The organism is Amycolatopsis sp. NPDC043887, assembly GCF_056435665.1.
The window spans coordinates 459,021-484,394 of the sequence record NZ_JBWKEB010000001.1 but is presented as its reverse complement, the minus strand read 5'-3'; the positions used below and the strand labels follow the sequence as shown (position 1 = coordinate 484,394).

Annotated in this window: 22 protein-coding genes, 1 tRNA gene and 1 pseudogene; 13 read left to right on the top strand and 11 right to left on the bottom strand. The window is 68.7% G+C overall.

Going from position 1 to position 25,374, the window contains the following annotated elements; translation table 11 throughout:
• Positions 1-43: 43 nt before the first annotated feature.
• Complete coding sequence (locus tag AC069H_RS02425; protein WP_478231095.1) at positions 44-3,277, bottom strand: penicillin acylase family protein; 3,234 nt, start codon at positions 3,275-3,277, stop codon at positions 44-46.
• A gap of 141 nt (positions 3,278-3,418) precedes the next feature.
• Between AC069H_RS02425 and AC069H_RS02420 the strand changes: the two genes are divergently transcribed.
• Entirely contained in the window at positions 3,419-3,793 is a 375-nt protein-coding gene (locus tag AC069H_RS02420; protein WP_340686044.1) for an FKBP-type peptidyl-prolyl cis-trans isomerase, read from the top strand.
• Between the two features lie 204 nt (positions 3,794-3,997).
• Here the strand turns inward: AC069H_RS02420 and AC069H_RS02415 are convergent.
• Positions 3,998-4,080 (bottom strand) — tRNA-Leu (locus tag AC069H_RS02415).
• A gap of 129 nt (positions 4,081-4,209) precedes the next feature.
• Between AC069H_RS02415 and AC069H_RS02410 the strand changes: the two genes are divergently transcribed.
• The 7 genes from AC069H_RS02410 (at position 4,210) to pknB (ending at position 13,608) form a co-directional block, all read left to right on the top strand.
• A complete protein-coding gene (locus AC069H_RS02410) occupies positions 4,210-5,394 on the top strand; it encodes a DUF3662 and FHA domain-containing protein (RefSeq protein WP_478231094.1) in 1,185 nt (394 codons plus the stop codon).
• 160 nt (positions 5,395-5,554) lie between these two features.
• Positions 5,555-6,022: an FHA domain-containing protein FhaB/FipA gene (locus AC069H_RS02405; protein ID WP_276365536.1), complete on the top strand. Its 468-nt coding sequence runs from the start codon at positions 5,555-5,557 to the stop codon at positions 6,020-6,022.
• Positions 6,019-7,413: a protein phosphatase 2C domain-containing protein gene (locus AC069H_RS02400; RefSeq protein ID WP_340686045.1), complete on the top strand. Its 1,395-nt coding sequence runs from the start codon at positions 6,019-6,021 to the stop codon at positions 7,411-7,413. Before AC069H_RS02405 ends, AC069H_RS02400 begins: the two co-directional genes overlap by 4 nt.
• Complete coding sequence (locus AC069H_RS02395; protein ID WP_340686046.1) at positions 7,413-8,891, top strand: FtsW/RodA/SpoVE family cell cycle protein; 1,479 nt, start codon at positions 7,413-7,415, stop codon at positions 8,889-8,891. The genes AC069H_RS02400 and AC069H_RS02395 overlap by 1 nt, the downstream gene beginning before the upstream one ends.
• Complete coding sequence (locus tag AC069H_RS02390; protein WP_340686047.1) at positions 8,888-10,351, top strand: peptidoglycan D,D-transpeptidase FtsI family protein; 1,464 nt, start codon at positions 8,888-8,890, stop codon at positions 10,349-10,351. Before AC069H_RS02395 ends, AC069H_RS02390 begins: the two co-directional genes overlap by 4 nt.
• 3 nt (positions 10,352-10,354) lie before the next feature.
• Positions 10,355-11,650, top strand: coding sequence for a protein kinase domain-containing protein (locus tag AC069H_RS02385; protein WP_478231093.1), 1,296 nt, complete (start codon positions 10,355-10,357; stop codon positions 11,648-11,650).
• Positions 11,647-13,608 carry a Stk1 family PASTA domain-containing Ser/Thr kinase gene (pknB, locus tag AC069H_RS02380; RefSeq protein WP_478231092.1) on the top strand — a complete coding sequence of 654 codons (1,962 nt, stop codon included), beginning with the start codon at positions 11,647-11,649 and terminating at the stop codon, positions 13,606-13,608. The genes AC069H_RS02385 and pknB overlap by 4 nt, the downstream gene beginning before the upstream one ends.
• Positions 13,609-13,989: 381 nt before the next feature.
• Here the strand turns inward: pknB and AC069H_RS02375 are convergent, their stop codons facing one another.
• The 4 genes from AC069H_RS02375 to AC069H_RS02360 are packed head-to-tail and all read right to left on the bottom strand — an operon-like array spanning position 13,990 to position 16,611.
• Positions 13,990-14,532, bottom strand: a complete 543-nt coding sequence (locus AC069H_RS02375; RefSeq protein ID WP_478231091.1) for an AAA family ATPase — start codon at positions 14,530-14,532, stop codon at positions 13,990-13,992.
• Positions 14,532-15,176, bottom strand: a complete 645-nt coding sequence (locus tag AC069H_RS02370; RefSeq protein WP_478223886.1) for a hypothetical protein — start codon at positions 15,174-15,176, stop codon at positions 14,532-14,534. The genes AC069H_RS02375 and AC069H_RS02370 overlap by 1 nt, the downstream gene beginning before the upstream one ends.
• A complete protein-coding gene (locus tag AC069H_RS02365; protein WP_478231090.1) occupies positions 15,164-15,970 on the bottom strand; it encodes an ATP-binding cassette domain-containing protein in 807 nt (268 codons plus the stop codon). Before AC069H_RS02365 ends, AC069H_RS02370 begins: the two co-directional genes overlap by 13 nt.
• The gene (locus tag AC069H_RS02360; protein ID WP_478231089.1) at positions 15,967-16,611 is read right to left on the bottom strand and encodes an aminodeoxychorismate/anthranilate synthase component II; all 645 of its coding nucleotides are present in this window, start codon (positions 16,609-16,611) and stop codon (positions 15,967-15,969) included. The genes AC069H_RS02365 and AC069H_RS02360 overlap by 4 nt, the downstream gene beginning before the upstream one ends.
• A 111-nt stretch (positions 16,612-16,722) precedes the next feature.
• Here AC069H_RS02360 and AC069H_RS02355 point away from each other — a divergent pair, with 111 nt between their 5' ends.
• Positions 16,723-18,042 carry an FAD-dependent oxidoreductase gene (locus tag AC069H_RS02355; protein ID WP_478231407.1) on the top strand — a complete coding sequence of 440 codons (1,320 nt, stop codon included), beginning with the start codon at positions 16,723-16,725 and terminating at the stop codon, positions 18,040-18,042.
• Positions 18,043-18,110: 68 nt separating this feature from the next.
• Here the strand turns inward: AC069H_RS02355 and AC069H_RS02350 are convergent, their stop codons facing one another.
• A complete protein-coding gene (locus AC069H_RS02350) occupies positions 18,111-18,764 on the bottom strand; it encodes a response regulator (protein ID WP_478231088.1) in 654 nt (217 codons plus the stop codon).
• Positions 18,704-20,480, bottom strand: a pseudogene (locus AC069H_RS02345) (sensor histidine kinase). Before AC069H_RS02345 ends, AC069H_RS02350 begins: the two are co-directional and overlap by 61 nt.
• A gap of 133 nt (positions 20,481-20,613) precedes the next feature.
• Between AC069H_RS02345 and AC069H_RS02340 the strand changes: the two are divergent.
• From AC069H_RS02340 to AC069H_RS02330, 3 genes are all read left to right on the top strand, one after another.
• Positions 20,614-21,324 carry an ABC transporter ATP-binding protein gene (locus tag AC069H_RS02340; RefSeq protein ID WP_478231087.1) on the top strand — a complete coding sequence of 237 codons (711 nt, stop codon included), beginning with the start codon at positions 20,614-20,616 and terminating at the stop codon, positions 21,322-21,324.
• A gap of 15 nt (positions 21,325-21,339) precedes the next feature.
• Positions 21,340-22,074 (top strand): ABC transporter permease, encoded by a 735-nt coding sequence (locus AC069H_RS02335; RefSeq protein ID WP_478231086.1) that lies wholly within the window; start codon positions 21,340-21,342, stop codon positions 22,072-22,074.
• A 110-nt stretch (positions 22,075-22,184) separates the two neighbouring features.
• Positions 22,185-22,577 (top strand): SCO5389 family protein, encoded by a 393-nt coding sequence (locus tag AC069H_RS02330; RefSeq protein ID WP_005161845.1) that lies wholly within the window; start codon positions 22,185-22,187, stop codon positions 22,575-22,577.
• Here AC069H_RS02330 and AC069H_RS02325 read toward each other — a convergent pair.
• From AC069H_RS02325 to AC069H_RS02315, 3 genes are read right to left on the bottom strand one after another with little or no spacing between them, the layout of a single operon-like run.
• Positions 22,574-23,599, bottom strand: a complete 1,026-nt coding sequence (locus AC069H_RS02325; RefSeq protein WP_478231085.1) for an LLM class flavin-dependent oxidoreductase — start codon at positions 23,597-23,599, stop codon at positions 22,574-22,576. The two genes, AC069H_RS02330 and AC069H_RS02325, sit on opposite strands and share 4 nt — an antisense overlap.
• On the bottom strand, positions 23,554-23,709 hold the full coding sequence (locus AC069H_RS02320) for a hypothetical protein (RefSeq protein ID WP_005161850.1): 156 nt from the start codon (positions 23,707-23,709) through the stop codon (positions 23,554-23,556). Before AC069H_RS02320 ends, AC069H_RS02325 begins: the two co-directional genes overlap by 46 nt.
• The gene (locus AC069H_RS02315) at positions 23,709-24,824 is read right to left on the bottom strand and encodes a class E sortase (RefSeq protein WP_478223893.1); all 1,116 of its coding nucleotides are present in this window, start codon (positions 24,822-24,824) and stop codon (positions 23,709-23,711) included. Before AC069H_RS02315 ends, AC069H_RS02320 begins: the two co-directional genes overlap by 1 nt.
• Before the next feature lie 215 nt (positions 24,825-25,039).
• On the opposite strand from AC069H_RS02315, the gene crgA reads away from it, so the two are divergent.
• Entirely contained in the window at positions 25,040-25,306 is a 267-nt protein-coding gene (gene crgA / locus AC069H_RS02310) for a cell division protein CrgA (protein ID WP_034322048.1), read from the top strand.
• Positions 25,307-25,374 lie beyond the last annotated feature (68 nt).

Here is a 25,374-nt window from a genome sequence, read left to right as displayed (position 1 = left end):
TTCTTCGCCATCGCCGAAGCCGGCCGCGAGGCGGGCAGCGCGCCTAGTGGGCATAGACCTCGAACTCGTAGAGGGAGTAGCCGTACTTCGTGCCGCGCTGGAGACCGGCCATCCGGACGTGACGCGCGTCCACGGCTTCGAAGGCGACGTTGTCCTGCCCGCCGTCTCCGTCCACTATGGACGCCACGTCCCGCCAGTTCGTCCCGTCGGACGAGACCTGCACCTTGTACGCCTTGCCGTACGCCGATTCCCACCGCAGAACCACGCGGGAGACGCGCTGCACCGAACCGAGGTCGACGGTGATCGACTGGTTGTCGCTCCAATCGCTCGCCCAGCGCGTCGACAGGTTCACGTCGATGGCGTTGGACGGCGGCGAGTTGTACCAGCCCGTTTCGTGGCTGGTCGCGCTCACCGAGCGGCCGGTGGCGAGGTTGGCGATGTTGTCGCCGCGTTTCGCCGGGAACTCCACGACCTGCTGGAAGGTCGGCCGGTTCTGGGTGCTCATCTTGTCCTGCGTGATGCCGCCGAGCGCGCGGTGGATGATCGTGTCGGCGCACCACTGATCGCCCGCGGCGCAGTCGCCGTCACCGGGATAGACGGTGTTGGCGGGCTGCGCGGCCGCCTGCGTCAGCGAGTCGAGCAGCACCTGGCGGCAGGCGTTGAGGTCGCCCCCACCGCAGTACTTCACGGCGAGCGGACCGGCGACGTTCTGCCCGAGTACCGAACGGATGTCCTTGTGCACGTAGCCCCACCAGCCCGCCTGGTACGACGAACCCGCGTGCGACTGGCCGACGTGCTTGCCAGGAACCTCGTTCTGCCAGCCCGACGGTGACTCGTTGATCTTCAGCACCCCGACCATGGCGCCGTAGGCGTCGCCCATGCCCGGTTTGAACTGCGCGTTCACCAGCAGGGGCCACCAGGCGTCCATGATGCGGATCGCGTCGGCGTCGGCGTAGGCCTTGCTGCCCGGCGAGGTCTCCGAGCGCAGACCGCCCGCGGAGAGCCAGGTCTTCAGCTTCGCCACCGCGTCCGCGGCCGGACCGGTCACCGGCGCCTTGTCGATCACCTTGAACAGTTCCGGCAGCACCTTCTCCGCGCGGAGGTCGGCGAGCGCGGCCTCCTCCATGGCTTGCGTGAGGTTCACCCGCGTCACCTTGGTGCCGCTGGAGATCATCTTCTTGACCCGCGCGTCGATCAGATCGCCGCGGTGCACGGAACTCTTGTCCGCGCCGCTGGCCGCGTAGCCGTTGGCCTGCGCGTTGTTCCAGCTGATGTAGTAGTCCTGGTTGATCGACTGCGGATGCTGTGACGACGGCGTGTAGTTCGCGAGGTTGCCGTCGGGGTTCCAGCCCTGCCAGTCGAATCCGGCGTCGCCCTTCACCGGCATGGCCGGGTCGACGTTCGGATTGCGGACCGGGTTCGAGCCCGAGTTGAAGTACGCGACGTCACGCGAGTCGGCGTAGAACCAGTTGTAGGTCTGGTTGACGTCGGCCGCCGCGGCCTGGAAGTCCTGCGCGGACTTGATCGCGTCCGGGTCGTTGAACTTCTGGAAGCCGATGATCGTGTCGATCTCGTGCTGGAACGTCGACCGCAGCGACGCGTACGCGACCGGTTTGCCGCCGACCAGCGCCCGGCTCGTCACCGGCCCGTACTTGGTGCGGAAGCTGCGCAGGGTGTACGAACCTTCGGCCGTGCCGTCGGCGACGGTGGGCTTCCAGGCGTTCTTGCGTTCGACGATCTCGAACGGCAGGCACTGCCCGCGGAACCGGTAGAAGTTGGAGTTCTTCGTCGGCGCGGAACCGTTCTGCTCGCACAGTTCGACGGCGTAGGTGTCGACGATGTCCTGCGACGCCGACGTCGCGCTCCACGAGTAGTCCTTGCCGCGGCCGAGCAGCACGTACATGCTGATCCCCGCGAACGAGGCGCCGCGGGCGCTGATGCCAGGGCCCTGGATTTCTTGCAGCATCAGCAATTGCGGCGCGAAGTAGCCGGCCTGCGGGCCGAAGACGGCGACCGGGTGCCCACTCGCGGTCTTGGCGCCGGAGACCACCAGCGCGTTGGACATGCCGTGCTTCTCCGACAGCATGTTGCCCGGCAGGACGCCGTCGTCGAAGATGCCGCGGACGGCCTTCTGGTCTTCAGGCGCGGGAACGTCCACCTTGGCGGGTGCCGCCGTCCCGGCGGAACCGGTCGGATCGAAGACCAGCTGCTGCCCGGTGACCGAACCCTTGTCCGGCATCGCGGCGCCCTGCGGATTCGACGGCGCCTTGCCGTAGTCGAAGGTCTGTCCATTGTGGAGGGTCTTGACCGTCTCGGGGTCGTCCTCGGACCGGAGGCTCCGCCAGACCTTGTCGCCCTGTTCGAGACCGTACTTCTCCTGCATCGCCATCTTCGCGATGGCGTTCTGCACCTCGCCGCCACCGCCGGCGCCGAACTGCGCTCCGACGACGGCGGCGAGGACGACGAGGTCGGTGAGCTTGAACGGCTCGATGGTCCCGGCGTTCGTGATCGCGTCGACGTGCCCGGTGAGCACGTACTCGCCGGGGAAGTAGCGGCCGCTGTGCGCGTCGGAGATGTACTTGTTGACACCTTGGACATAGGCCTCGGCGTCGGCTTTGCCCTGTGCGCCGCGCGGACCACTGGCCGCCGCGTTGTCGATCTGCTTCTGCAGTTCCTGTTCGGTGTACGGCGCCGACGAGAAGAAGCTCTGTTCGAGTTCGCGGTTGCCCTGGGCGCCACCGGCGAACGAGGTCAGCTGGCCGCGGCCGACCCGGCGCATGATGTCCATCAGCCACAGGCGGTCCTGCGCGGCGGCGTATCCGGCGCCGTACATCGTGCCCGGCCGCGTCGTGCCGACGATCCGGGGCACGCCGGTCGCCTTGTCGCGGGTGATCGTCACGTCCGGACGCGGTTTGATCGTGCTCTCGACCTGCCCGGACGGAATCCCGAACGAGGCGTCGTTGAAGAACTGGTTGATCTTGTCCGTGGTCAGCGTCTTGTAGCCGTCGGCGAGCGAGGCGTACTTGCCGAGCTGATCGGCCGAATGCGCGGGCCGGGTGCCGAACGCCTTGTGCGCCAGGATCTCGGCGAGGGTGGCGTTCCCCTTCGTGCCGGGCGGGAGGATGTCACCGCACTGGCCGCCGCAGTAGTCGTCGAGCGCGGCCGCCACCACCGAGTCCGGTGGGGTTTCCGCGGCGTTCGCCTGAAGTGCCGGGACGGTTCCCGCCACCAGCGTCAGCCCCGCCAGCGTCGTCAAGACCCGTATGCCTCGTCGCATGAAAGACCTCCGTCGTCGGAGAGTGACGAGGCGCACACTACCCACGGGTATCCAAATTTGTGAAGACTATTCGCGTTCTTGCCACCGTTCGGCGGAACACTCGCCCTGCGGACCCGGGACCAGCGCAGGTATGTTCCAGGCATGTCTTCGCAGAAGCCCCAGATCGACCGCCCCGAGGGGCCCGCACCCTCCGAGCTGGAGACGACCGACATCTCCGTCGGCGACGGCCAGGAGGCCAAGTCCGGCGACACCGTCACGGTGCACTACGTCGGCGTCTCGCACTCGACCGGCGACCAGTTCGACGCGTCGTGGGACCGCGGTGAGCCGCTCCGCTTCGGCCTCGGCGCCGGCCAGGTCATCCCCGGCTGGGACCAGGGCGTCGCCGGGATGAAGGTCGGCGGCCGTCGCAAGCTGGTCATCCCGCCGCACCTCGCGTACGGCGAACGCGGCGCCGGCGGCGTCATCAAGCCGAACGAGACCTTGATCTTCGTCGTCGACCTCGTCGGCGTGAACTGACCCACACGCACCTCAAGACCCGGCCCAGGCCGGGTCTTTTTTCTTTTCCCAGGCCAGGGCCGCCAGGCCCTAGGCCGCCCCCGCTCGCCAACCGCCGCCGGACGCACCGCGGGGGTCCGGGGGGCTCGGCCCCCCGGGAGCTGACGAGCGACGACCTCACGAAAGAGGCCCCCGTCGCGTAGCGAAGGGGGCCTCGAACAAGAGTGGGCGAGGAGGGAGTTGAACCCTCACGTCCTTTCGGACACACGGACCTGAACCGTGCGCGTCTGCCATTCCGCCACTCGCCCGAGTGCTTCGTTCTCTGACAGCTCGCAAAGCGTAGCAGGCGGATTTCGCGGGTTTCACCGGGGGCCGTGTCCGACTGGCCGTACCCGGATAGGATCGACGGGGAAGCACACGTGTGAGGAGGTTGCCCGGTGGGCCGCGTCGAACGCTTTGACAGACGGCTCGAGAACCTCGTAGGCAACACCTTCGCGCGCATGTTCGGTGGCAACGTCGTCACGCAGGAAGTGGCGGTGGCGCTTGAGCGCGAGAGCGAGGAGAACGTTCGTGAGCTGGCCGGTGGTCGACAGCTCGCCCCCAATCACTACATCGTGTCGCTGGGGCAGGCTGATCACGAGCGCATGGCCGGAGACGAGCGTCGGGTCACTTCGGTGTTGGCGGAGGCGGTCAAGGAACACCTCGCCGAGCACGGATGGGACACCTATGGTGACGTCGTAGTTTCGCTCGAGCGCAACGAGGCGCTGCATACTGGACAGTTCAAGACCCGTTCGTCCGTCGATCCCGACGTCAAGCCCCACGGCGCCGAAGGTTCGCCACGGTCGGCACGACCCAGCAACGCAGGAGACCCAGCAATGAGCCAGCCCCCCGGCTACGGCCAATACGACCAGGGTGACCCGTACGGCCAGCAGGGCCAGTACGGCTACGGACAGCAGGCTGGCCAGCAGCAGCCCGGGTACGACCAGGGTTATGGCGGCCAGCAGCAGGGCGGCTACGACCAGGGCTACGGCGGCGCACAGCAACCGGGCTACGACCAGTACGGCGGCGCCCAGCAGCAGCCCGGCTACGACCAGGGCTACGGCGGCGCACAGCAACCGGGCTACGACCAATACGGCGGCGCCCAGCAGCAGCCCGGCTACGACCAAGGTTACGGCGGCGCCGCGCAGCAGCCCGGCTATGACCAGTACGGCGGCCAGCCGCAGCAGGGCGGGTACGACCAGTACGGCGGCGGCCAGCAGCAGTACGGCCAGCCCGCCGCGGACCCGTACGCGCAGGGTGGCGGCTACGGCGGCCAGCCGGCGGCCGGGCGTCAGCTCACCGCGAGCCTCCAGCTCGACGACGGCTCGAACCGTTCGTACTCGCTGAAGCAGGGCGGGAACGTCGTGGGCCGCGGCCAGGACGCCGACTTCCGGCTCCCGGACACCGGCGTCTCGCGCCGTCACCTGGAGATCACCTGGGACGGCCAGAGCGCGACGCTCGCGGACATCGGTTCGACCAACGGCACGACGGTCAACGGCACCCCGGTGCAGACCTGGCAGCTGGCCGACGGCGACGTGATCCGCGTGGGCCACTCGTCTCTCGTGTTCCGTACGCAGGGCTGACCGGCGGCGTCCGGAGGGGGTATCGCAGAATTGCGGTGCGGGACCTGTGGTGGATCGGCACCTCGGGTCGTACGCGGAGAGCAGCGCTGTCCGGAGCCGACCATCCCGGACGGCACGGGCTCTCCGCGGCGTACAGGAGAAACGGGAGCGGACACAACAAGTGCCAGAGCTGGTCGTTCAACTCACCAGGGTGGGCTTTCTCGTGCTGCTCTGGCTCTTCGTGTTCGCCGCGTTGCGTGTCGTCCGTTCGGATCTGTACGCGGCCTCCGGGCTGCGAGTCGCCGTCCCGACGTTCGGTCGCAAGAAGAAGGAACCCAAGAAGCCGCGCGGCGGGAAATCGCCGCAGCAGCTGCTCGTGACCCATGGTGCGCTGGCAGGAACCAGGATCGCCTTGGACGGCAGGCCGATCCTGATCGGCCGCGCCGACGACTCGACCCTGGTGCTGGACGACGACTACGCGTCGACCCGCCACGCCCGGATCGCCCTGCGCGGGGAGGATTGGTACGTGGAAGATCTTGGCTCGACGAACGGGACGTACCTCGACCGGGCTAAGGTCACGGCACCCCTCCGGGTTCCGCTCGGAGTCCCCATCCGGATCGGCAAAACGGTGATCGAGCTTCGCCCATGACTCTCGTCCTCCGCTACGCGGCTCGCAGCGACCGGGGCCTGGTGCGTTCCAGCAACCAGGACTCCGTGTACGCCGGTCCCCGCCTGCTCGCCCTCGCCGACGGCATGGGCGGTCACGCCGCGGGTGAGGTGGCCAGCAAGGTCGTCATCGCCTCCCTCGCCCCACTCGACGACGACGATCCGAGCGACGATCTTCTCGCTCAGCTGCGTGAGGCCGTCCAGAACGGCAACGCGGCCATCGCCGAACTGGTCCAGCAGGACCCGGACCTCGACGGCATGGGCACCACCCTGACCGCCGTGCTGTTCGCCGGTTCGCGGATGGGTGTCGTGCACGTCGGCGACTCGCGGGCGTATCTGATGCGCGGCGGTCAGTTCTCGCAGATCACGCGGGACGACAGCTTCGTCAACGAACTTCTCGAACAGGGCCGGATCACGCCGGAAGAGGCCGCGGTGCACCCGCAGCGGTCGCTGCTGCTGAAGGCGCTCACCGGCCATGAGGTCGAGCCGAGCCTGACCGTGCGTGAGGCGCGCGCCGGTGACCGGTACCTGATCTGTTCGGACGGCCTGTCCGGCATGGTCAGTGACGAGACGCTGTCCGAGGCGATCCAGATCCCGGATCCGCAGGCCTGCGCCGACCGGATGATCGAGCTGGCGCTCAAGGGCGGCGGCACGGACAACGTCACGGTGATCATCGCCGACGTCGTCGACGTCGACTTCGGTGAGGACGCGCCCATCGTGGGCGGCGCCGCCGGGGACGGCAGTGACGAGTTCCACCAGGGCGACTCCCCCGCCGCCCGCGCCCGCGCGCTGACCCAGCCCGCGCCGCAGCCGCGGCCCGAGGTCCAGCCCCAACAGGAGGACCCGAAGGTCAAGCGCCGGAGGCGATTTCGCTGGCTGGCGGGAGCTGTGGTCGTCCTGATCGTGCTGGCCGCGGCGGCGATCGCCACGCGGTATTTCGTGCTGAGCCAGTACTACGTCGGCGAGGGTCCCGGCGAGGAGGTCGTGATCTATCGCGGCGTCCCCGGCAGTGTCCTCGGCATCGACCTGCACGCCTTCGAGCAGGGCTCGTGCCCGCCGGGCGGGCTGTGCACCGACAAGCTCTTGGTGCCGGCACTGCAGGAGGACGCGCGGATCGCGGTGAAGAACGGCGTCAAGAAGGACAACCTCGACGACGCCCGCAAGTACATCGACGACTTCCTGCGGCCGCACAAGCAGCTGGCCGACTGCAAACCGAACTCCAGCTCGACTTCCACGCCGCCTACCGAACCGGCACCGCCGGTGTCGTCGTCGGCTGCCGCCCCTTCTACCCCCGCCTCGCCGAGTTCGGCGAATCAGCCAGCGGGGAGGGACTGCTCGACGCCGACCACGGCAGCACCAGGGGGCGGTAACTGATGAGCACGCCGCTCGCCGATCCGGCTTCGGCCCAGTTCGCCACGAACCCTCCGCGCGAGCTGCCCAAGCGGCGCGGCACCGAACTCGTCCTCCTGGCGTTCGCGACCTTCATCGTCACCGTCGCGCTCGTGCTGGTGGAGGCGAACCAGGAGCAGGAACTCACCAGCTCGATCATCTGGCTGGGGCTCTCGTACCTCGCGGTGCTGACGGCGGCGCATCTGGCGGTCCGCCGCTGGGCGCCGTACGCGGACCCGGTGATCCTGCCCTGCGTCGCGCTGCTGAACGGGCTCGGCCTGGTGATGATCCACCGGATCGATCTGGCGCTCGCGGAACGCGCGATCCAGCAGGGCAGGGAGTACACGCCGGACGTCACCAAGCAGGTGCTGTTCACGGCGATCTCGCTGGTGCTGTTCGTGGTGGTGCTGGTCGTGATCAGCGATCACCGCACGCTGACCCGCTACGGCTACACCTGCGGTCTGGTCGGGATCGTGGCGCTCGCGCTGCCCGCGGTGCTGCCGTCGAGCCTGTCCGAGGTCAACGGCGCGAAGGTCTGGATCAAGCTGCCGTTCTTCTCGATCCAGCCGGGCGAGTTCGCGAAGATCCTGCTGATGATCTTCTTCGCCTCGTTCCTGGTGACGAAACGCGACCTGTTCATGGTCGCGGGCAAGCGGATCGTCGGCGTCGAGCTGCCGCGCGCGCGTGACCTCGGCCCGATCCTCATCGCGGCGGCCGCCTGCCTCGGCGTGCTGGTGTTCGAGAAGGACCTCGGCACGTCGCTGCTGTTCTTCGGTGTCACGCTGGTGATGCTGTACGTCGCCACCGAGCGGGTCATCTGGGTCGTGCTGGGTGTCGGCTTCTTCGCCGCCGGCGCGATCATCGCCTACAACCTGTTCACGCACGTCCAGCAGCGCGTCCGGAACTGGATCGACCCGCTGGCCACCTACGACGACCCCGGCGGCGGCTACCAGGTCGCGCAGGGGCTGTTCGGGCTCGGCACCGGCGGGGTCGGCGGGACCGGCCTCGGCGCCGGGCGGCCGGATATGGTCCCCGAGGCCAAGACGGACTTCATCACCACCGCGATCGGCGAGGAACTCGGCCTGATCGGGCTCACGGCGATGCTGATGCTGTACCTGATCCTGGCGATGCGCGGGATGCGCAGCGCCCTCGCCGTGCGCGACACCTTCGGCAAACTCCTCGGCGGCGGTCTGTCGTTCGCCCTGGTCATGCAGATCTTCGTCGTCGTCGGCGGCGTCACGAACCTGATCCCGAACACCGGGATCACCGCCCCGTTCCTCTCCCGCGGTGGTTCTTCACTGCTCGCGAACTACATCCTGGTGGCTCTCCTGCTCCGAATCTCCGACGCCGCCCGCAAACCCGCGGTGCGGCCGAAGCCGCAGCAGCCGCAGGCGCCGCTCGCCGAAGCGCACACGGTGATGGTCCAGCGGCCGCCCGCGACCGGTGAGGGGAGCCCGTCGTGAACACCCCGCTCCGCAAGGTGGGTGTCGCCATGCTCGTCATGGTGGTGCTCCTGATGGCCAACGCCACCTACATCCAGGTGGTCAAGGCCGACGACTACCGCACCGACTCGCGCAACGTGCGCGTGCTCTACGACGAGTACTCCCGCCAGCGAGGGCTGATCGTGACGCCCGACGGCGCCGCGCTCGCGAAGGTCGACCCGTCGAACGACAAGTACAAGTTCATCCGGACCTACGCCGACGGCCCGATGTACGCGCCGGTCACCGGCTACTACTCGATCAACTACGGCTCGGGCGGTCTGGAGCGGTCCGAGGACGACGTCCTCAACGGTTCCGACCCGCGGCTGTTCGTGCGGCGTCTTTCGGACATGGTCACCGGCCGCGACCCGCGCGGCGGGAACGTGCGGCTGACGATCAACCCGGCCGTGCAGAAGGCCGCGTACGACCTGATGACGCGGAAGGGCTACACCGGCGCGGTGGTCGCGATGGAGCCCAAGACCGGGCGCATCCTCGCGATGGTGTCGACGCCGTCGTTCGACCCGAACAAGCTGGCCTCGCACACCACGAAGGAGCAGGTCGCGGCCTGGTCGCAGTGGCGCGACGATCCGAAGAAGCCGATGCTGAACCGCGCGATCTCGGAGACGTACCCGCCGGGTTCGACGGCCAAGCTGCTGGTGACCGCGGCCGCGCTCGAGGACGGCAAGACCGCGGACATGCCGGTCAACACCGCGCCCAACGTGAAGCTCCCCGGCACGCAGACGACGCTGGAGAACTACGGCGGCGCGGCCTGCAAGGGCAGCACGCTGAAGGAAGCGCTGCGGTACTCGTGCAACGTGCCCTTCGCCGAAATCGCCGGCGAGCTCGGCAAGGACAAGCTGAACGCGACGGCCAAGAACTTCGGCGTCGGCGAGGACCTGACCGTGCCGATGCGGGTCGCCGGATCCTCCCTCGGCCCGCTCGAATCGAAGGCGGCCCTGTACCAGAGCGCCATCGGCCAGCGCGACGTGCGGCTGACGCCCCTGCAGGACTGCCTGCTCTCGGCGACCATCGCGAACAACGGGATGGCGATGAAACCGCAGCTCGTGCAGTCGCTGCTGGCGCCGAACCTGTCGACCATCGAGGACTACACCCCGATCGAACTGACCGGTGACGCCGCGATGTCCAGCGCGAACGCCGCGATCCTGCGCGACATGATGCTGGCGTCGGAAGAGAACACGAAGGGCGCCGGCAAACGCGGCGACATCCAGATCGCCTCCAAGACCGGCACCGCCGAGCACGGCAACGACCCGAAGAACACCCCGCCGCACGCCTGGTACACCGGGTTCGCGCCGGCGATGGACCCGAAGATCGCCGTCTCGGTGATCGTCGAATCCGGGGGTAACCGCGGGCTCGAAGCGACCGGTGGCACCGTGGCCGCGGAGATCGGCCGCGCCGCCGTCAACGCCATGCTCGGGGGTGGATAGCGGATGCTGTCCTCGGGTCAGCTGCTGGCCGACCGGTACAAGCTGACGAACCGGATCGCCGTCGGCGGGATGGGCGAGGTCTGGCAGGCCAGTGACACGCGGCTGGACCGGACGGTCGCGGTCAAGATCCTGAAGGCGGAGCTGTCCGGCGACGCGGAGTTCCTGCACCGGTTCCGGACCGAGGCGCGGATGACCGCGTCGCTGAACCATCCCGGCATCGCCGCGGTGCACGACTACGGCGAGACGGTCGCGGACGAGCTGTCGATCGCGTATCTGGTGATGGAGCTGGTCGAAGGCGATCCGCTGGCCGCGATCATCACCCGCGAAGGACGGCTGAACGCCGAGCGCACCTTGGACATCTTGGAGCAGGCCGGTAACGCGCTGCAGGCCGCGCACGAAACCGGTCTTGTGCACCGCGACGTCAAACCGGGCAACATCATGGTGACCCCGGCCGGGCAGGTGAAGATCACGGACTTCGGTGTCGCGAAGGCCGCCGACGCCGCCCCCGTGACCAGGTCCGGCATGGTGATGGGCACCGCCCACTACATCGCACCCGAGCAGGCGCTCGGGCACAACGCCGAACCGGCGAGCGACGTCTACTCGCTGGCCGTATGCGGCTACGAATGCCTCACCGGGCACCGGCCGTTCCTTTCGGAGAACGCGGTGACCGTCGCGATGATGCACATCCGCGACCTCCCGCCGCCGCTGCCGCCGGACGTGCCACCGGGCGCCCGCGCGGTGATCGAAGCGACCCTGATCAAGGATCCGAGACAGCGGTACAACAGCGGTGGCGAGTTCGCCGCCGCGGTGGCCGCGGTCCGCGCCGGGCTTCCGCTGCCGACACCGTCGGGGCTGGTGAACGTGGCGTACTCCGCGGGTCAGCCCGTGATGCAGCCCGGCCCGCATTCGCCGCCGAACCCGATGGTGGCCGTCGGGCCTGCGTCGCAGCCGGCGATGCACCCGGTCAGCGGCCCGCCGCCGATGGCGGTCCGCCGCCTGCCGGGCAGACGGCCACAATGGGGCTGGTGGGTACTGCTCGCGGTGATCCTGATCGCAGTACTGGTGGCAGGCGCCTTCCTCATCGTGAGACTGGTCGGTTCGGGCAACGGACCGCAGTCGGGCGGCGTGGAAACCAGTGAACACGCGCCGGCTCCGGGTAAGGAGTCTGAAGGTCCTTCGCCGACATCCGCATACCCAGCGGTGCCGACGGAGGGCGGCACCGAGGAGCCGGCCGGACAGGCGAATCCGGGAATGATGAGCAGCAAACCTTGGACGGAATGGAACGGCACGCAGAGATGAGCACACCAAGACTGCTCAGCAACCGCTACGAGCTGGGCGAAACGCTCGGCTACGGAGGCATGTCGGAGGTCCACCACGGCCACGACGTGCGCCTGGGCCGGGAGGTGGCGATCAAGATCCTGCGTGCCGATCTGGCGCGGGATCCCCAGTTCCAAGAACGTTTCCGTCGCGAGGCACAGAACGCGGCGGCACTGAACCACCCGGCGATCGTCGCCGTCTACGACACCGGCGAGACGAACACCGAGTTCGGCCCGCTGCCCTACATCGTCATGGAGTACGTCGAAGGACGGACTCTGCGGGACATCGTGAAGACCGAAGGGCCGATGTCGCAGAAGCGGGCGATGGAGGTCATGGCCGACGTCTGCGCGGCACTGGATTTCTCGCACCGGCACGGCATCGTGCACCGCGACGTCAAACCGGCGAACGTGATGATCACGAAGAACGGCGCCGTCAAGGTGATGGACTTCGGCATCGCGCGCGCCATGCACGACGGGCAGTCCGCGATGACGCAGACCGCCGCGGTGATCGGCACGGCGCAGTACCTCTCGCCGGAGCAGGCGCGCGGTGAGTCCGTCGACGCGCGTTCCGACGTCTACGCCGCCGGTTGTGTGCTGTACGAACTCATCACCGGCGAGCCGCCCTTCACCGGCGACTCGCCCGTGGCGGTGGCGTACCAGCACGTCCGGGAAGACCCGAACCCGCCGTCGTCGGTGAACCCGGCGGTGGCGCCCGAGCTCGACGCCGTCGTGCTCAAGGCGCTCGCGAAGGGCCCGGCGAACCGGTACCAGTCGTCGGCGGAGATGCGTTCGGACCTGGTCCGCACGCTGTCCGGCCAGCGTCCGGCCGCGCCGATGGTGATGTCGGAGGACGAGCGCACCCAGGTCATGGACTCCGACCGCCGGGTGCCGCCGCGCTACGACCAGTACGAGGACGAAGAAGAGGACCCGGCCGCGAAGAAGAAGCGGCGTGCCTGGCTCATCGCCGGTCTCGTGGTCTCGCTGGCCGCCGTGGTGCTGCTGATCATGTGGCTGTCCAACGCGTTCAACAGCACCGGCGCGGAGAGCAAGGCGATCCCGAAGGTCACGGGCCAGTTCGAGTCCGCGGCGAAGGACACGCTCCGGGCCGCGGGGTTCAACTCGTTCGAACCCACCAAGAAGGTGCCCTGCACCGGTGAGGCCGTCAACGGCCTGCCCGCTTGCGACGAGAACCTGATCGACAAGGTCATCGCGATCAGCCCGGCCGAGGGGCAGATGACGCCGACCTCGGAAAAGATCACGCTGACCGTCGGCGCGAAACCGGAGAAGGTCAAGACCCCGGACCTCAAGGGCAAGAGCGTGGCCGAGGCCACGGCCGCGCTGACCGAAGCCGGTCTGAAGCTCGGCGCGACCGACGAGGTGGAGACCGAAGACACGACCGAGGCCGGCAAAGTCATGTCGCAGAACCCGGCTCCGCAGGCCGAGGTCGATCAGGGGTCGAGGGTCGACATCACGGTCGGCAAGTCCAAGGAACTGAAGACGGTCCCGAACTACAAGGGCAAGACGCAGGCCGAGGCCGAAGCCGGGTTGAAGGCGGCCGGGTTCACCCCGTCGGTCACCAACGTGGACTCCGACCAGCCCAAGGGCACGGTGATCGACCAGACCCCGAACGGCGGCAAACTGCCGGTCGGCAGTGTCGTCAAGCTGTCCGTGTCGAACGGCAACCAGGAGACCTTCGACATGCCGAACCTGAAGGGCATGACCGAGGAGCAGGCGACGCGACAGCTGCAGCAGCTGGGCTGGAACGGTCAGCTGAACACCCAGGCGGACAAGAACGGCGACAAGGACGACGCGGGCAAGGTCAGCAAGACCAACCCGCAGGCCGGTTCGAAGGTCGCGAAGAACGCGCCGATCACGCTGTTCATCGTCGAAGGCGATGAGACGCCGACGTCGTCGAGCTCGCGGCTCTTCCCGCCTCCGTGATCCAGCGTTGACGTGAGTAGGGCCCCGCACGGTTTCGTGCGGGGCCCTTTTCATGCCGGCTGATCCCGCCAAAGAGACCTGGCACCTTCTCAACCATCCATAAGGGACTCGTTCCCAGAGGGTGATGCCCGATTTGCACGGTTTCACGAGGGGTCGTGAGTGAAAAAGAGTGTTAGAACCGCCCTTGCCACTCACGACCCCTCGCGACACCGCACATAGAGGCATCAAGCGGACACGGCCGGCACCTGTCGGCCGGCTCGAACCACGCACAAGGACTCCACCGCGAGCTGTGCGACGACATGCCGAACATCATGCGTGCCGTCGAAGAAGGGACAGCTTTGTCCTCACCTGTGACGGCACGCCTGTCGCCGGAAGCAGGGATTAAGGCGCCAAGCTGCGAAGAAGTCCCTGGTAGGCCTGCTGAACCCGCCCGGCGCTGGTGTGCACCACGACCGCCTTCGGTCGCGTCGCGACGAGTGCCACGAGCCTGTCGTACATGGCCGCGAGCCGCTCGGGGCCGCCCAGCATCTCGTGCGCCTCGACGTGTTCGGGTTCGGCCGCGGCGCGGGTGCGCTCGGCGAACCGCCGGAGCACGTTGTCCTTGGTGTCGAGGAGGACGATCTCGTGGAACTCCGCGCCCGTCTCCCCGGCGAGCGTTTCCAGTCGTTCGAGGAAAGGGGCGCGGCCGAGGAACTGCGGGACGATCACGTCGCGGCCCGCGAGCAGATGGGTCCGCGCGGCGCTCACGGCGAGGTCGCGGGCGAGCGTTCCGGCTTGCGCGGGGTCGTCGCGCCAGGCACCGAGCAGGCCCCGGATCCGGTCGATGTCGAGATCCAACGTCAACGGGCGATCTTCGGCGTACCGCCGGGCGAGCGTCGACTTCCCGCAGGCGGGTGGGCCGTTGAGCACGATGAGACGCGGCATCAGGCGTTGCGCCGCAGCAGGTGGCCGACGGCCGTCGCGCTCAGCAGCAGGGCGGCGACCGCCGCCACCGCGGCCACCGTGAACGGGACGGCAAGCGGTTGTTGCGAGGTCAGGGCCCGCAACAGCGGGTTGGCCAGCGGCAGCCACTTGATCAGGAGCACGGCCGCGAGCGCGAAGATCGCGGCCAGCACGGACCAGCCGACGCGCGGGACCAGCAGCCGCGAACAGGGCAGTCCGATAGCGATCCCGAACAGCGCGCACAACGCGTGCGCCGCGGCCCCGAGAGCGAGGGCGCCGATCGGGAAGCCGCCGGAGCGGAGGCCCGACCAGCCCAGTGTCACGACGATCAGCACCGCGGCGCAGCCGAAGACGGCCAGGGTGGCGCCGCCGAGGACCGATCGCCAGCGTCGTGCGTGGCTGAAGGTCACCAGCCGCTGGACCGGGTCTTCGACGTCGAGCATCGCGATGGTCAGCCAGCATGAGACGACGAGGAGCGAGCCCGCGCTGATCCCGTACTGCGGCAGCAGCGGCGACTTCGGATCCGTGTAGAGCACGGTGTTCACCGCGAGGTAGGCGAGGATCGCGGGAAGGTAGCGCTGGGAATGGCCGAGCAGCGCGAGGTAGTAGCGGGTCATGGCGAGCACGGGGCCACCTCCCGGACCGAGAAGCCCCGGTTGAGCGCACGCAGCAGGACCGCGTCCGTGTGCCCGGCTTCGACCGTCAGGACGACCTTCCCGCCTTCGGCCACGGCTCGACTGACGCCGGGTTCCGAGGACCAGTCGCCGGCGGGCCCGTGAAGGACGATCCTCGTCGCGTTTTCGGCTCTCGTTTCGACGCGGGTCAGGAGGCCGCCGTCCATCCGATAGACGTCGTCCGCGTGGGCGTGCACGGCGGCCGCGCGGTGGTCGGTGAAGACCACGCTCGCACCCCGTTCCTTGGTCTCGGCGACGAGTTCGCCGAGCACGGTGTGGGCTTCGACGTCGAGCCCGGACCAAGGCTCGTCGAGGATCAGCAGGTCCGGCTCGGCGAGGACGGCCTGCGCGAGGCCGACTTTCTGGGCGTTGCCCTTCGACAGGGTCCGCAAGGGCGCGTCCGGGCCGCCGACCAGCGCCAGCCGGTCCAGCAGCGGATCGATCGCCGACAAGTCGACATGGCCGTCGATGCGGGCCATATGCCGCAGGTACGCCCTGGCACTCATCCGCTGTCCCGCCGGGAAGCGGTCCGGCAGGTAGCCGACACGCGGGCTGCCCACGACGCTTCCCGAAGTCACCCGTGAAAGTGCCGCGAGGATCCTGAGCAGCGTCGACTTCCCCGAACCGTTCGAGCCGAGGACGCCGATCACACGACCCGCCGGTACGTCGAGGTCGACGTCGGCGAGCACGGGTTCGCCGCGGCCGTAGCGCTTACCGACTCCTTCGAGCCGGATCAGCGAGGTCACGCAGCAGCGGCCTTCTGCAGCGCGCGGGTCTCCTGCTCGAGTTCGTTGACCGTGGCGTCGGGGACCGGGTGCCCGGCCGAAGCCATCCAGTTCGCCAGCATCCGGTGCCCACCCTGAGTGAGCACGGATTCGGGGTGGAACTGGACGCCTTCGAGCGGCAGCTCGCGGTGCCGCATGCCCATCACGACACCGGATTCGGTGCGGCCTGTGATCTCGAACACGGCGTCGTCGATGGTTTCGGGCAGAACGGTCAGCGAGTGGTACCGCGTGGCGGTGAATTCCGAGGGGAGCCCGGCGAGCACTCCGTCGCCCGAATGGCGGACTTGACTGGTCTTGCCGTGCAGCAGTTCCGGGGCGCGGTCGACGGTGGCGCCGAAGACGACGCCGAGGGCCTGGTGACCGAGGCAGACGCCGAGCATCGGGATGCGCTTCTCGGCGCATTCGCGAATGACGTCCATGCTCTGACCAGCGCGTTCCGGGGTGCCGGGGCCGGGAGAGACGAGCACCGCGTCGAACTCGCCGAGCTTGCCGACGTCCACCACGTCGTTCCGCCAGACGGTGCAGTCGGCGCCGAGCTGGGCCAGGTACTGGACCAGGTTGTAGACAAAACTGTCGTAGTTGTCGACGACGAGCACGCGCATGGAGCCAGCTTAGCGGCTCCCACCAGGTGGACCGTACGCCAGATCACAATGATTGTTAGGGCTGCCTAACTTACCGTGGTAGGAGTGAGCCGTTCTCTTCGTGTAGCCATCGTGGGTGCCGGTCCGGCCGGCATCTACGCCGCCGACATCCTCGACAAGTCCGACGCCGACGTGACGATCGACCTGTTCGAGCGCATGCCGGCGCCGTTCGGGCTGATCCGGTACGGCGTCGCGCCCGACCACCCCCGGATCAAGGGCATCGTCACCGCCCTGCACAAGGTCCTCGACAAGCCGAACATCCGGCTGCTGGGCAACGTCGACTACGGGACCGACCTGAAGCTCGACGACCTGCGCCAGTTCTACGACGCGGTGATCTTCTCGACCGGCGCCATGGCCGACCGCGCGCTCGACATCCCCGGGATCGACCTCGACGGCAGCTACGGCGCCGCCGACTTCGTCTCCTGGTACGACGGGCACCCGGACGTGCCGCGCACCTGGCCGCTGAACGCGACCTCGGTCGCGGTCCTCGGTGTCGGGAACGTGGCGCTCGACGTGGCACGGATCCTCGCGAAGACCGCCGACGAGCTGCTCAGCACCGACATCCCGGACAACGTCTACCAGGGGCTGAAGGCCAGCCCGGTCACCGACGTGCACGTGTTCGGCCGCCGCGGCCCGGCACAGGCGAAGTTCACGCCGCTGGAGCTGCGGGAGCTGGACCACTCGCCGAACGTCGAGGTCATCGTCTACCCCGAGGACATCGAGTTCGACGAGGGCAGCATCGCCGCGCTGCGGGCGTCGAAGCAGATCGACATGGTCGTGAAGACGCTGCAGGAGTGGGCGATCCGCGACCAGGGCGACCGGCCGAAGCGGCTGCACCTGCACTTCCTGCACTCGCCCTGCGAGATCGTGGGCGAGGACGGCAAGGTGACCGGCCTGCGGACCGAGCGCACCGAACTGACCGGTGACGGCAACGTGCGCGGCACCGGCGAATTCCACGACTGGGACGTCCAGGCCGTCTACCGCGCGGTGGGCTACCTGTCGTCGCATCTGCCGGAGATCCCGTTCGACCACACCACCGGCACCGTGCCGAACCAGGCGGGCCGGGTGCTGGACATCGATGAGGAGCAGGTGCCGGGCGTCTACGTGACCGGCTGGATCAAGCGCGGTCCGGTCGGCCTCATCGGCCACACCAAGGGCGACGCGGCCGAAACGATCGCGAGCCTGCTGGCCGACGCCGACGCCCTGACGGCCCCGGCCGTGGACGACCCCGACGCGATCCTCGGCTTCCTCACCGAACGCGGCGTGCCCTTCACGACCTGGGAAGGCTGGGGCAAGCTCGACGCCCACGAGAAGTCCCTCGGCGCTCCGCACGGCCGGGAACGCGTCAAGGTCGTCGAGCGCGACGAGATGACCCGCATCTCGCGCTCCTGAACCCGTTTCCGTGAAGGCCTCCTTCCCTACTCTCAAGGTAGGCAAGGAGGCCTTCACGGCATTTGAGGTCAGGTGCCCAGGTAGGCCAGGACCGCGAGAACGCGCCGGTTCGTGTCGTCCGAGGCGACGATGCCGAGCTTCGCGAAGATGTTCGCGGTGTGCTTCCCCACCGCCCCTTCGCTGAAGTGCAGCCGTCCGGCGATGGCCGCGTTGGAACAACCCTCCGCCATCAAGCCGAGCACCTCGCGCTCGCGTGGGGTCAACGCCGCGAGTGGGTCGGATGCGTTGCCCGCCAACAGTTTCGCGATCACTTCGGGATCCATCGCGGTCCCGCCGCCCGCCACTCGCCGCACCGCGTCGATGAACTGGCCGGCGTTGAAGACGCGGTCCTTCAGCAGGTAGCCGATCGCGCCTGCGCCGTCGGCGAGCAGCTCACGCGCGTAGAGCTGCTCGACGTGTTGTGACAGAACGAGAATCGGCAAGCCGGGGAGGTCACGCCGCACCGCCAGTGCGACCTGGAGCCCCTCGTCGGTGAGCGTCGGCGGCATCCGGACGTCGACGACCGAGACGTCGGGCCGGTGCGTGCGCAGCGCCCGTTCCAGTTCCGGCCCGGTGCCCACCGCCTCGACGACGTCGAAACCGTGCGCGGTCAGCAAATGCGTCAGGCCGTCTCGGAGGAGATATTGGTCCTCGGCGACGACGCATCGGGGTCGAGCTGGCACGGGATCTCCATGATCGCCTTCGTCGGCCCGCCGAGCGGGCTGGTCAGGGCAAAAGTACCGTCGAACGCGCCCAGCCTGCGTTCGATCCCGCGAATCCCGCTCCCCCGGGCCGCGTTCGCGCCGCCCTTGCCGTCGTCGGTCACCTCGATCCGCAACAGACCGTCGTCGTAGTCGAGGTCGATCGACACTCGCCGCGCCTCGCCGTGCTTCGCGGCGTTGCCCAGCAGCTCGCTGACCGCGAAGTACGCGCACGCCTCCGCGGGCTGCTCCAGTCGAGGCAGGACGCCGTTCACCGAAGCCCGCAACGGACTGTCGAGCGCCATCGCCCGCACCGCGTCACCGAGCCCGCGCTCGGACAACACCGGCGGATGAATCCCGCGCACCAGCAGCCGCAACTCGGTCAGCGTCTCGGACGACGTCTGCCGGAGCTCGGCGGCCAGCCGTTTCGCCGCGGCCGGATCGCCGTCGATCAGCGCCTCGACCGCGCCCAGCTTCATCCCCATCGCGACCAGCCGCGACTGGACCCCGTCGTGCAGGTCCCGCTCGATGCGCCGCAGCTCGGCGGCCTGCGCGACAGACGCGTCCGTCCGCGTCTGCTTCAGCCGTTCGACGCGCTGCGCCAGCCGCGAAGCCTCTGTCGGCCCCAGCAGCAGCTTCGCGAAACGCGCTCCTTGGCGGGCGAGCCACGGCGCTGCGGCCAGTCCCGCGACGAACGCCGCCACGGCGACCGGAGTCAGCGCGAGCGCTTGCCCGAACGGCCGCAAGACCCAGAGCGCCACCACGCCCCAGAGACCGAAGAACACCAGCGCCGCCGTCGGCACCACCATCAGCAGCAGCACCACGGAGTTGACCACCGCGGCCGCCATGTCGCGCCAGGTCGCGCGGTCGGACATCGCCCAGCGCCAGCGCGCCAGCCGCGCCGGCCACCACGGTGTGTCGTACAGCTGCCGTCCATGCTGGTACATCCCGTCCGCGCGCGGGACGGGGAACGGCGGCTCCGGCAGGTACGGGCGGTCGATCCGCACGCCGGTCCAGTTCTTGGCCTCGCGGCGCAGGGTGTCGGTCACCGTGCGGCCGGCGACGACCATCGTCGCGAACAGCGGCGACGGCCAGATCAGGGCGAGCAGCGTCGGGATCACCATCCCGAGCTGGGCGGCCGAAAGGGGCGAACAGCCCCATCTGGAAACCCAGCGCCTTCAGTCTCTTCTTGATCCAGCCGTCTCCGTCGCGGGCCGGGCGGGGCCCGAGCCACCAGCGCGTCCACTTCCCGTACAGCCGGAGCGCGCGCGGTCCGGTCAGCAGGACCGCCGGCGCGAGCACCAGACCGGCCACCGGATTCCACAGCTGCCAGCCGAGATCGCGGCCGGTCGCCGGATCGTCGGAGATCCACTCGAACCGTTTGGTCCACCGGATGAACCAGGACCGCTTGAACAGGCTGTTCCCGTCGCGGTACCAGCCGTCGCGCTCGCGTTCCGGCTCCGGCGGCGCCGGCCGGTAGGGCGGTTCGACGTCGACACCGCACCAGCGTCCGGCCAGCCGGCGGGTGAGCGCGGCGCGCGGACGCGTCCCTTCGAGCGCCAGCGTGTAGGCGAAGACCAGGCCGACACAGAGCAGGCAGAAACCCACCAGTTCGAGCAGCAGGTCCAGCCAGCTCACCAGCGCCAACCCCGCGAGCACGAAGCCCCGGCGCACTGAGGTGAGGTAGGTGCGGATCATGCGACGAAGTCTTCCCCACCGCCCCGGCCCGGCACAGTGACCACAGGCCCCCGATCAGGGTGGGCCCAGCCCCACCCCAAGTGTGGGTTCAGCGCCATTCTGGCGAAGTTCCTTGCGCCATAACGTTTTTCGCATGCCACTCATCGAAGTCAGCAACCTCCGCAAGACGTACGGGGAGCACGTCGCGGTCGACGACGTTTCGTTCCACGTGGAACAGGGCGAGATCTTCGGGATCCTCGGGACCAACGGCGCGGGCAAGACCACCACCGTCGAATGCCTCCAGGGCCTGCGGACGCCGGACTCCGGCACCATGTCGGTCCTCGGCCTCGACCCCGGCAAGGACCACACCGCGCTGCGGCAGCGCCTCGGCTCGCAGCTCCAGGAGAGCCGACTGCCGGACAAGATCAAGGTCCACGAGGCGCTCGACCTCTACGCCTCCTTCTACGCGAACCCCGCCGACACCGGCGAGCTGCTCGCGAAACTGGGTCTCACCGAGCAGCGGGGCAAGTACTTCGGCAAGCTTTCCGGCGGCCAGAAACAGCGCGTCTCGATCGCGCTCGCGCTGGTCGGCCGCCCCGAGGTCGCCGTTCTCGACGAGCTGACCACCGGACTGGACCCGCACGCCCGCCGCGACACCTGGAAGCTCGTCGAGACCGTGCGCGACACCGGCGTCACGGTCCTCCTCGTCACGCACTTCATGGACGAGGCCGAACGCCTCTGCGACCGGCTCGCGATCTTCGACGCCGGCCGCGTGGTCGGCACCGGCACCCCCGGCGAGCTCCGTGACCGCGCCGGTAAATCCACTTTGGACGAAGCCTTCGTAACCCTGACCGGCCGCGACTGATCGGAGGAGAGGAAAATGAACACACTCGCCAAGATCACCCTCACCGAAACGAAACTCGCCCTCCGCACGCCCGGCTTCGTCATCGGCGGGCTCGTGCTGCCGACCGCCATCACGGCCGTGCTCGGGGTGATCCCCGGCATTCGCGCGGAGAGCGGGACAACGACGGGTATGCGCTTCCTCGACGCCTGGGTGCCGTCGATGATCGTGCTCACCATCGCGATGATGGGCCTGCAAGCGATCCCCGGGATCATCGCGTCCTACCGCGAACAGGGCATCCTCCGCCGCTTCGCCACCACCCCGGTGCACCCGGCCCAGCTGCTGGTGGCGCAGCTGATCATCAACGTCACCGTGACGATCGGCGGGGTCGGCATCCTCCTCGTGACGGCGGGCGTCGTCTTCGACGTCCCCAGCCCGCGGCACCCGCTCGGCTTCCTGCTGACGTTCGTCCTCGGCACGACCGCGATCTTCGGTCTCGGCCTGATCGCCGCGGCGGTCGCCAAGACCAGCCGCGCCGCGGGCGGGATCGCGATGATCGCCTACGTCCCGATCATGTTCCTCGGCGGCGTCTGGCTGCCGCGTCCGTTGCTTCCGGAGGCCGTCCGGGACATCGGCGCGTACATCCCGCCGGGCGTCAAAGCCCTCGAAGACGCCTGGACCGGCACCGGCGCCCAGCCGCTGCAACTCGCCGTACTGGCGGCTTTCGCGGTGGGCAGTTGTGTCGTGGCGGCGAAGCTCTTTCGCTGGGAGTGACGACGGCTTCCGCCAAAGTGGTGATGATGATCGTTTTCTCTTGTGGCTGGGGCCGAGGGTGAGTAGTCAGGGAGATGGCCCACGTTCACTGTGTCTCTCTCGGAGGTTCGATGTCTCTGGATGTATCGCCCGCGCTGCTGGAGAAGGCCGAGCGCGGGGAGGTCTCCGACGCCGAATTCGTCGCCTGTGTCCGGGAGTCCCTGCCCTACGCCTGGACCGTGATCACCGGTGTCATCGCGGAGGCCGAGGGCGCGGCCGACGGGTTCGCCGACAACGAGACGCCGCCGCCGAGCGAGGCCGAACGCGGCCAGTTGCTGCGGGCGCTGGCCTCGGACGCCATCCGCGGCGGGCTGGAACGGCACTTCGGCGTGAAGCTGGCGTTCCAGAACTGCCACCGCGTCGCCGTGTTCAAGAAGTCCCAAGTGGACAGTGACCGCTACCGCGCGTTCGTCTCCGTCCGCGGCCAGCTGCTGAACCAGAGCCCGGAACTCCGCGACTGCTAACCCCTGCGTAGCGCGGGAAGGACCTCTTCCCCGATCCGCGCGATGTTCTCGAGCGTTCCCTCCGGCGTACCGGACGCTTCCACCATCATGATCACGTGGGAGACCCCGGTACGCCGGATGCTCGTTCCCAGCCGGTCGACGCAGTACTCCACGCCGCCGATCGGGTGCATCTCGCACAGCCGGTCGGTGTAGGAGACCGGATCCTTGTCCAGCCCCCGCTTGCCGTCGAGGTACACATGCCCGGCGAATCCCTCCTTGAGGGAGCCCGGCAGCGCGGACCGCACGACGTCCAGCGCGTCGTCCCCGACCTGGCACATCACCGTCGAGACGTGTTCAGCGGCGGAATCCCCGTACGCGGCAAGCGTTTCGATCTTGCCGTCGTCGTCGGTGTGCAGCCCGAGCAGCATCGGCAGCCCGCGATCGGCGGCGAGCCGGACCGCGCGAGAGCCGGCGTCCCCGCAGGCCACGACCATGCGCGGAGCCCGCTCCGGCCGCGGCACCATCGGCACCTCCCGGAACCGGAAGTGCTCCCCGTCCGCCGAGACAGTCTTCGACGTCATCGCGGCGAGCAACAGATCGAGGCTCTCCTCGAACCCGGTTTCGTAGCGGGCCGCGCCGGTGCCGAAGACCTCCAGGTCCTGCCACGGCCCGCCCCGGCCGACACCGATCCGCAGCCGACCGCCCGAAACCGCGTCGAGCAGCGACCATTGTTCGGCGAGCGCCACCGGATGCGCGACCGACAGCACGCTCACCGCGGTGCCGACGGCGATCCGCTCGGTGCGGCCCAGCACGTGCGCGGCGAGGGTGATCGCGGACGGGCAGACGCCGTACGGCATGAAGTGGTGCTCGGCGAACCACACGTCGTCGAACCCGGCCCGTTCCGCGGCGATGGCGGCGTCGACCGACCGGCGCAGGACATCGGCGTCCTCCTGCCCGGGGAACCGCCCGGAGACAAGGAAGACGCCGAACCGCGCGTCTACTGGACGCTCACTTCGTTGAACCAGAGCCGGGGTTCCAGCCACGGGAAGACGACGAACATCAGCAGCGCCACGATCCCGAGCGCCAGCACGACGGCCGTCGCGAGCTTCACCGCGAAGGGGCCCGGCAGCTTGCGCCAGATCCAGCCGTACATCAGCGCGCCTCCGAGATCTTGGGCAGGAGTTCGGCGTAGGAGCCGACCTGGTTCTTCGGCACCTGCTGAGCCAGCACCGCGTGGATGATGAGCCGTTCCTTCGCCGAGAACTTCGGGTGACACGTCGTCAGCGTGAGCAGCGAGACCTGCTCGGCCTTCGGCAGGATCTCCGGGTCCTTGTACGGCACCGGGTTCACCGTCTCACCCTTGGACGGGAACACGATGCGGCGGCCGTTGGTCTCGCCGTAGGGGCCGCCGTCGACGGCGTTCGGGTCGCGCAGGGTCCCGACGTTCTTGCACTTCGGCTGTGCGCCCTTGCCCGCCGCCCAGCCCTCGACCTCGTCCTTGTACGGCAGCACCTTGTAGATGTAGAAGTCGGTCTGCGTCTCGATGATGATCTGGTCGCACGAGCTGAGGTTGTCCAGATCGTTGAACGGCGCGCCCTTGCCGACACGGTGGCCCGCGATGGCGAAGTTACCCGGCTCGCCGGGCAGCGCCGTGCCCTTGTAGTGGCCGGGGCCGACTTCGAGCGCCGCCTCGGTGGTGCCTTCCTGGATGGTGAAGTTGAAGTCGGCGCCGAACACCGGGATGTGGATCCTGGCGAACGCCTTCCCGTCGACCAGATCGGGGTGCAGCTGCCGGTCCTTGCCCCACTCGCCGTCCAGTTCCGAACTCGCCTCGGACTGCTTGCCCGCCGAGAAGAGGTCGGTCACGTAGACCTCGTAGACCATGAACAGCAGCACCACGAGGCCCGCGGTGATGAGGAGCTCGCCGACGGTCCGGATCGCGGCGCCGCCCTTGCCCAGTTCGCGCGGCGGCGGCCGTTCCTCGGTCGCGGTGCCACCGCCGACCGGTTCGAAGACGACGGTCTCCTCGGTCGACCCCGGCGGCGCGGGACGACGGCGAGGCGGCGGCGCGTCCGTCCGGCGGCGCGGCGGAGGTCCGTCGTACGCCCTGCCGTCCGGCGGCCTCCGTCGAGGCGTCGGCGCCTCTCCCGGTGCCCGGCGCGGCGGAATTGCGTCCTCCGGCCTACGCCGGGGGGCCGGACGGCCGCCACCGGGTGGTCGTTCGGAGTACCGCCGCCGGTCCCCGCCCGGCTCTTCCCGCTCAGCCACCACCCAAGCTCCTCAGTCTCGAACCAAGCCGCAGTGTCGAACCAGCACAGTGTGTCGAACCGTGTGTGACACCATTGTCACAGTGCGGGAAATCGACCGGTCCCGGACGGTGCCCAGCGGCGCTCGTTTACGTTAACGTGTGCACGTGGCGCTGGTTGCGCACCCGAAAGCGGGTCATCGCCACCAGGGAAGCCGAACAGTACGCGAGGAACACGATGCCGAAGTCCAAGGTCCGCAAGAAGACGGCGTACACCCCGCCGACCGACCGCCGCACGCCGGTGAAGGTCAAGGCCGCGGGCCCGTCGAACCTGTTCTACAAGATCGTGATGTTCGGCCTCATGCTGATCGGCCTGATGTGGCTGGTCGTCAACTACATCGCGGGCGACAAGATCCCCTTCATGGCAGATCTGGGCAACACGAACTTCGCCATCGGCTTCGTGCTGATGATCGCCGGGTTGCTCATGACGATGCGGTGGCGGTGAGCATTACCCCGGATGGCGGCTTGACGCCTAATTACACCGGTGTGACTCATCCCCAGTGTGGATAACCC

What these genes read in the sequence shown, in the direction of transcription:
- AC069H_RS02425 (WP_478231095.1), bottom strand. Translation starts at nt 3,277, where the DNA reads ATGCGACGAGGCATACGGGTCTTGACGACGCTGGCGGGGCTGACGCTG.
- AC069H_RS02420 (WP_340686044.1), top strand. Translation starts at nt 3,419, where the DNA reads ATGTCTTCGCAGAAGCCCCAGATCGACCGCCCCGAGGGGCCCGCACCC.
- AC069H_RS02400 (WP_340686045.1), top strand. Translation starts at nt 6,019, where the DNA reads ATGACTCTCGTCCTCCGCTACGCGGCTCGCAGCGACCGGGGCCTGGTG.
- AC069H_RS02395 (WP_340686046.1), top strand. Translation starts at nt 7,413, where the DNA reads ATGAGCACGCCGCTCGCCGATCCGGCTTCGGCCCAGTTCGCCACGAAC.
- AC069H_RS02385 (WP_478231093.1), top strand. Translation starts at nt 10,355, where the DNA reads ATGCTGTCCTCGGGTCAGCTGCTGGCCGACCGGTACAAGCTGACGAAC.
- pknB (WP_478231092.1), top strand. Translation starts at nt 11,647, where the DNA reads ATGAGCACACCAAGACTGCTCAGCAACCGCTACGAGCTGGGCGAAACG.
- AC069H_RS02375 (WP_478231091.1), bottom strand. Translation starts at nt 14,532, where the DNA reads ATGCCGCGTCTCATCGTGCTCAACGGCCCACCCGCCTGCGGGAAGTCG.
- AC069H_RS02360 (WP_478231089.1), bottom strand. Translation starts at nt 16,611, where the DNA reads ATGCGCGTGCTCGTCGTCGACAACTACGACAGTTTTGTCTACAACCTG.
- AC069H_RS02340 (WP_478231087.1), top strand. Translation starts at nt 20,614, where the DNA reads ATGCCACTCATCGAAGTCAGCAACCTCCGCAAGACGTACGGGGAGCAC.
- AC069H_RS02335 (WP_478231086.1), top strand. Translation starts at nt 21,340, where the DNA reads ATGAACACACTCGCCAAGATCACCCTCACCGAAACGAAACTCGCCCTC.
- AC069H_RS02330 (WP_005161845.1), top strand. Translation starts at nt 22,185, where the DNA reads ATGTCTCTGGATGTATCGCCCGCGCTGCTGGAGAAGGCCGAGCGCGGG.
- AC069H_RS02320 (WP_005161850.1), bottom strand. Translation starts at nt 23,709, where the DNA reads ATGTACGGCTGGATCTGGCGCAAGCTGCCGGGCCCCTTCGCGGTGAAG.
- crgA (WP_034322048.1), top strand. Translation starts at nt 25,040, where the DNA reads ATGCCGAAGTCCAAGGTCCGCAAGAAGACGGCGTACACCCCGCCGACC.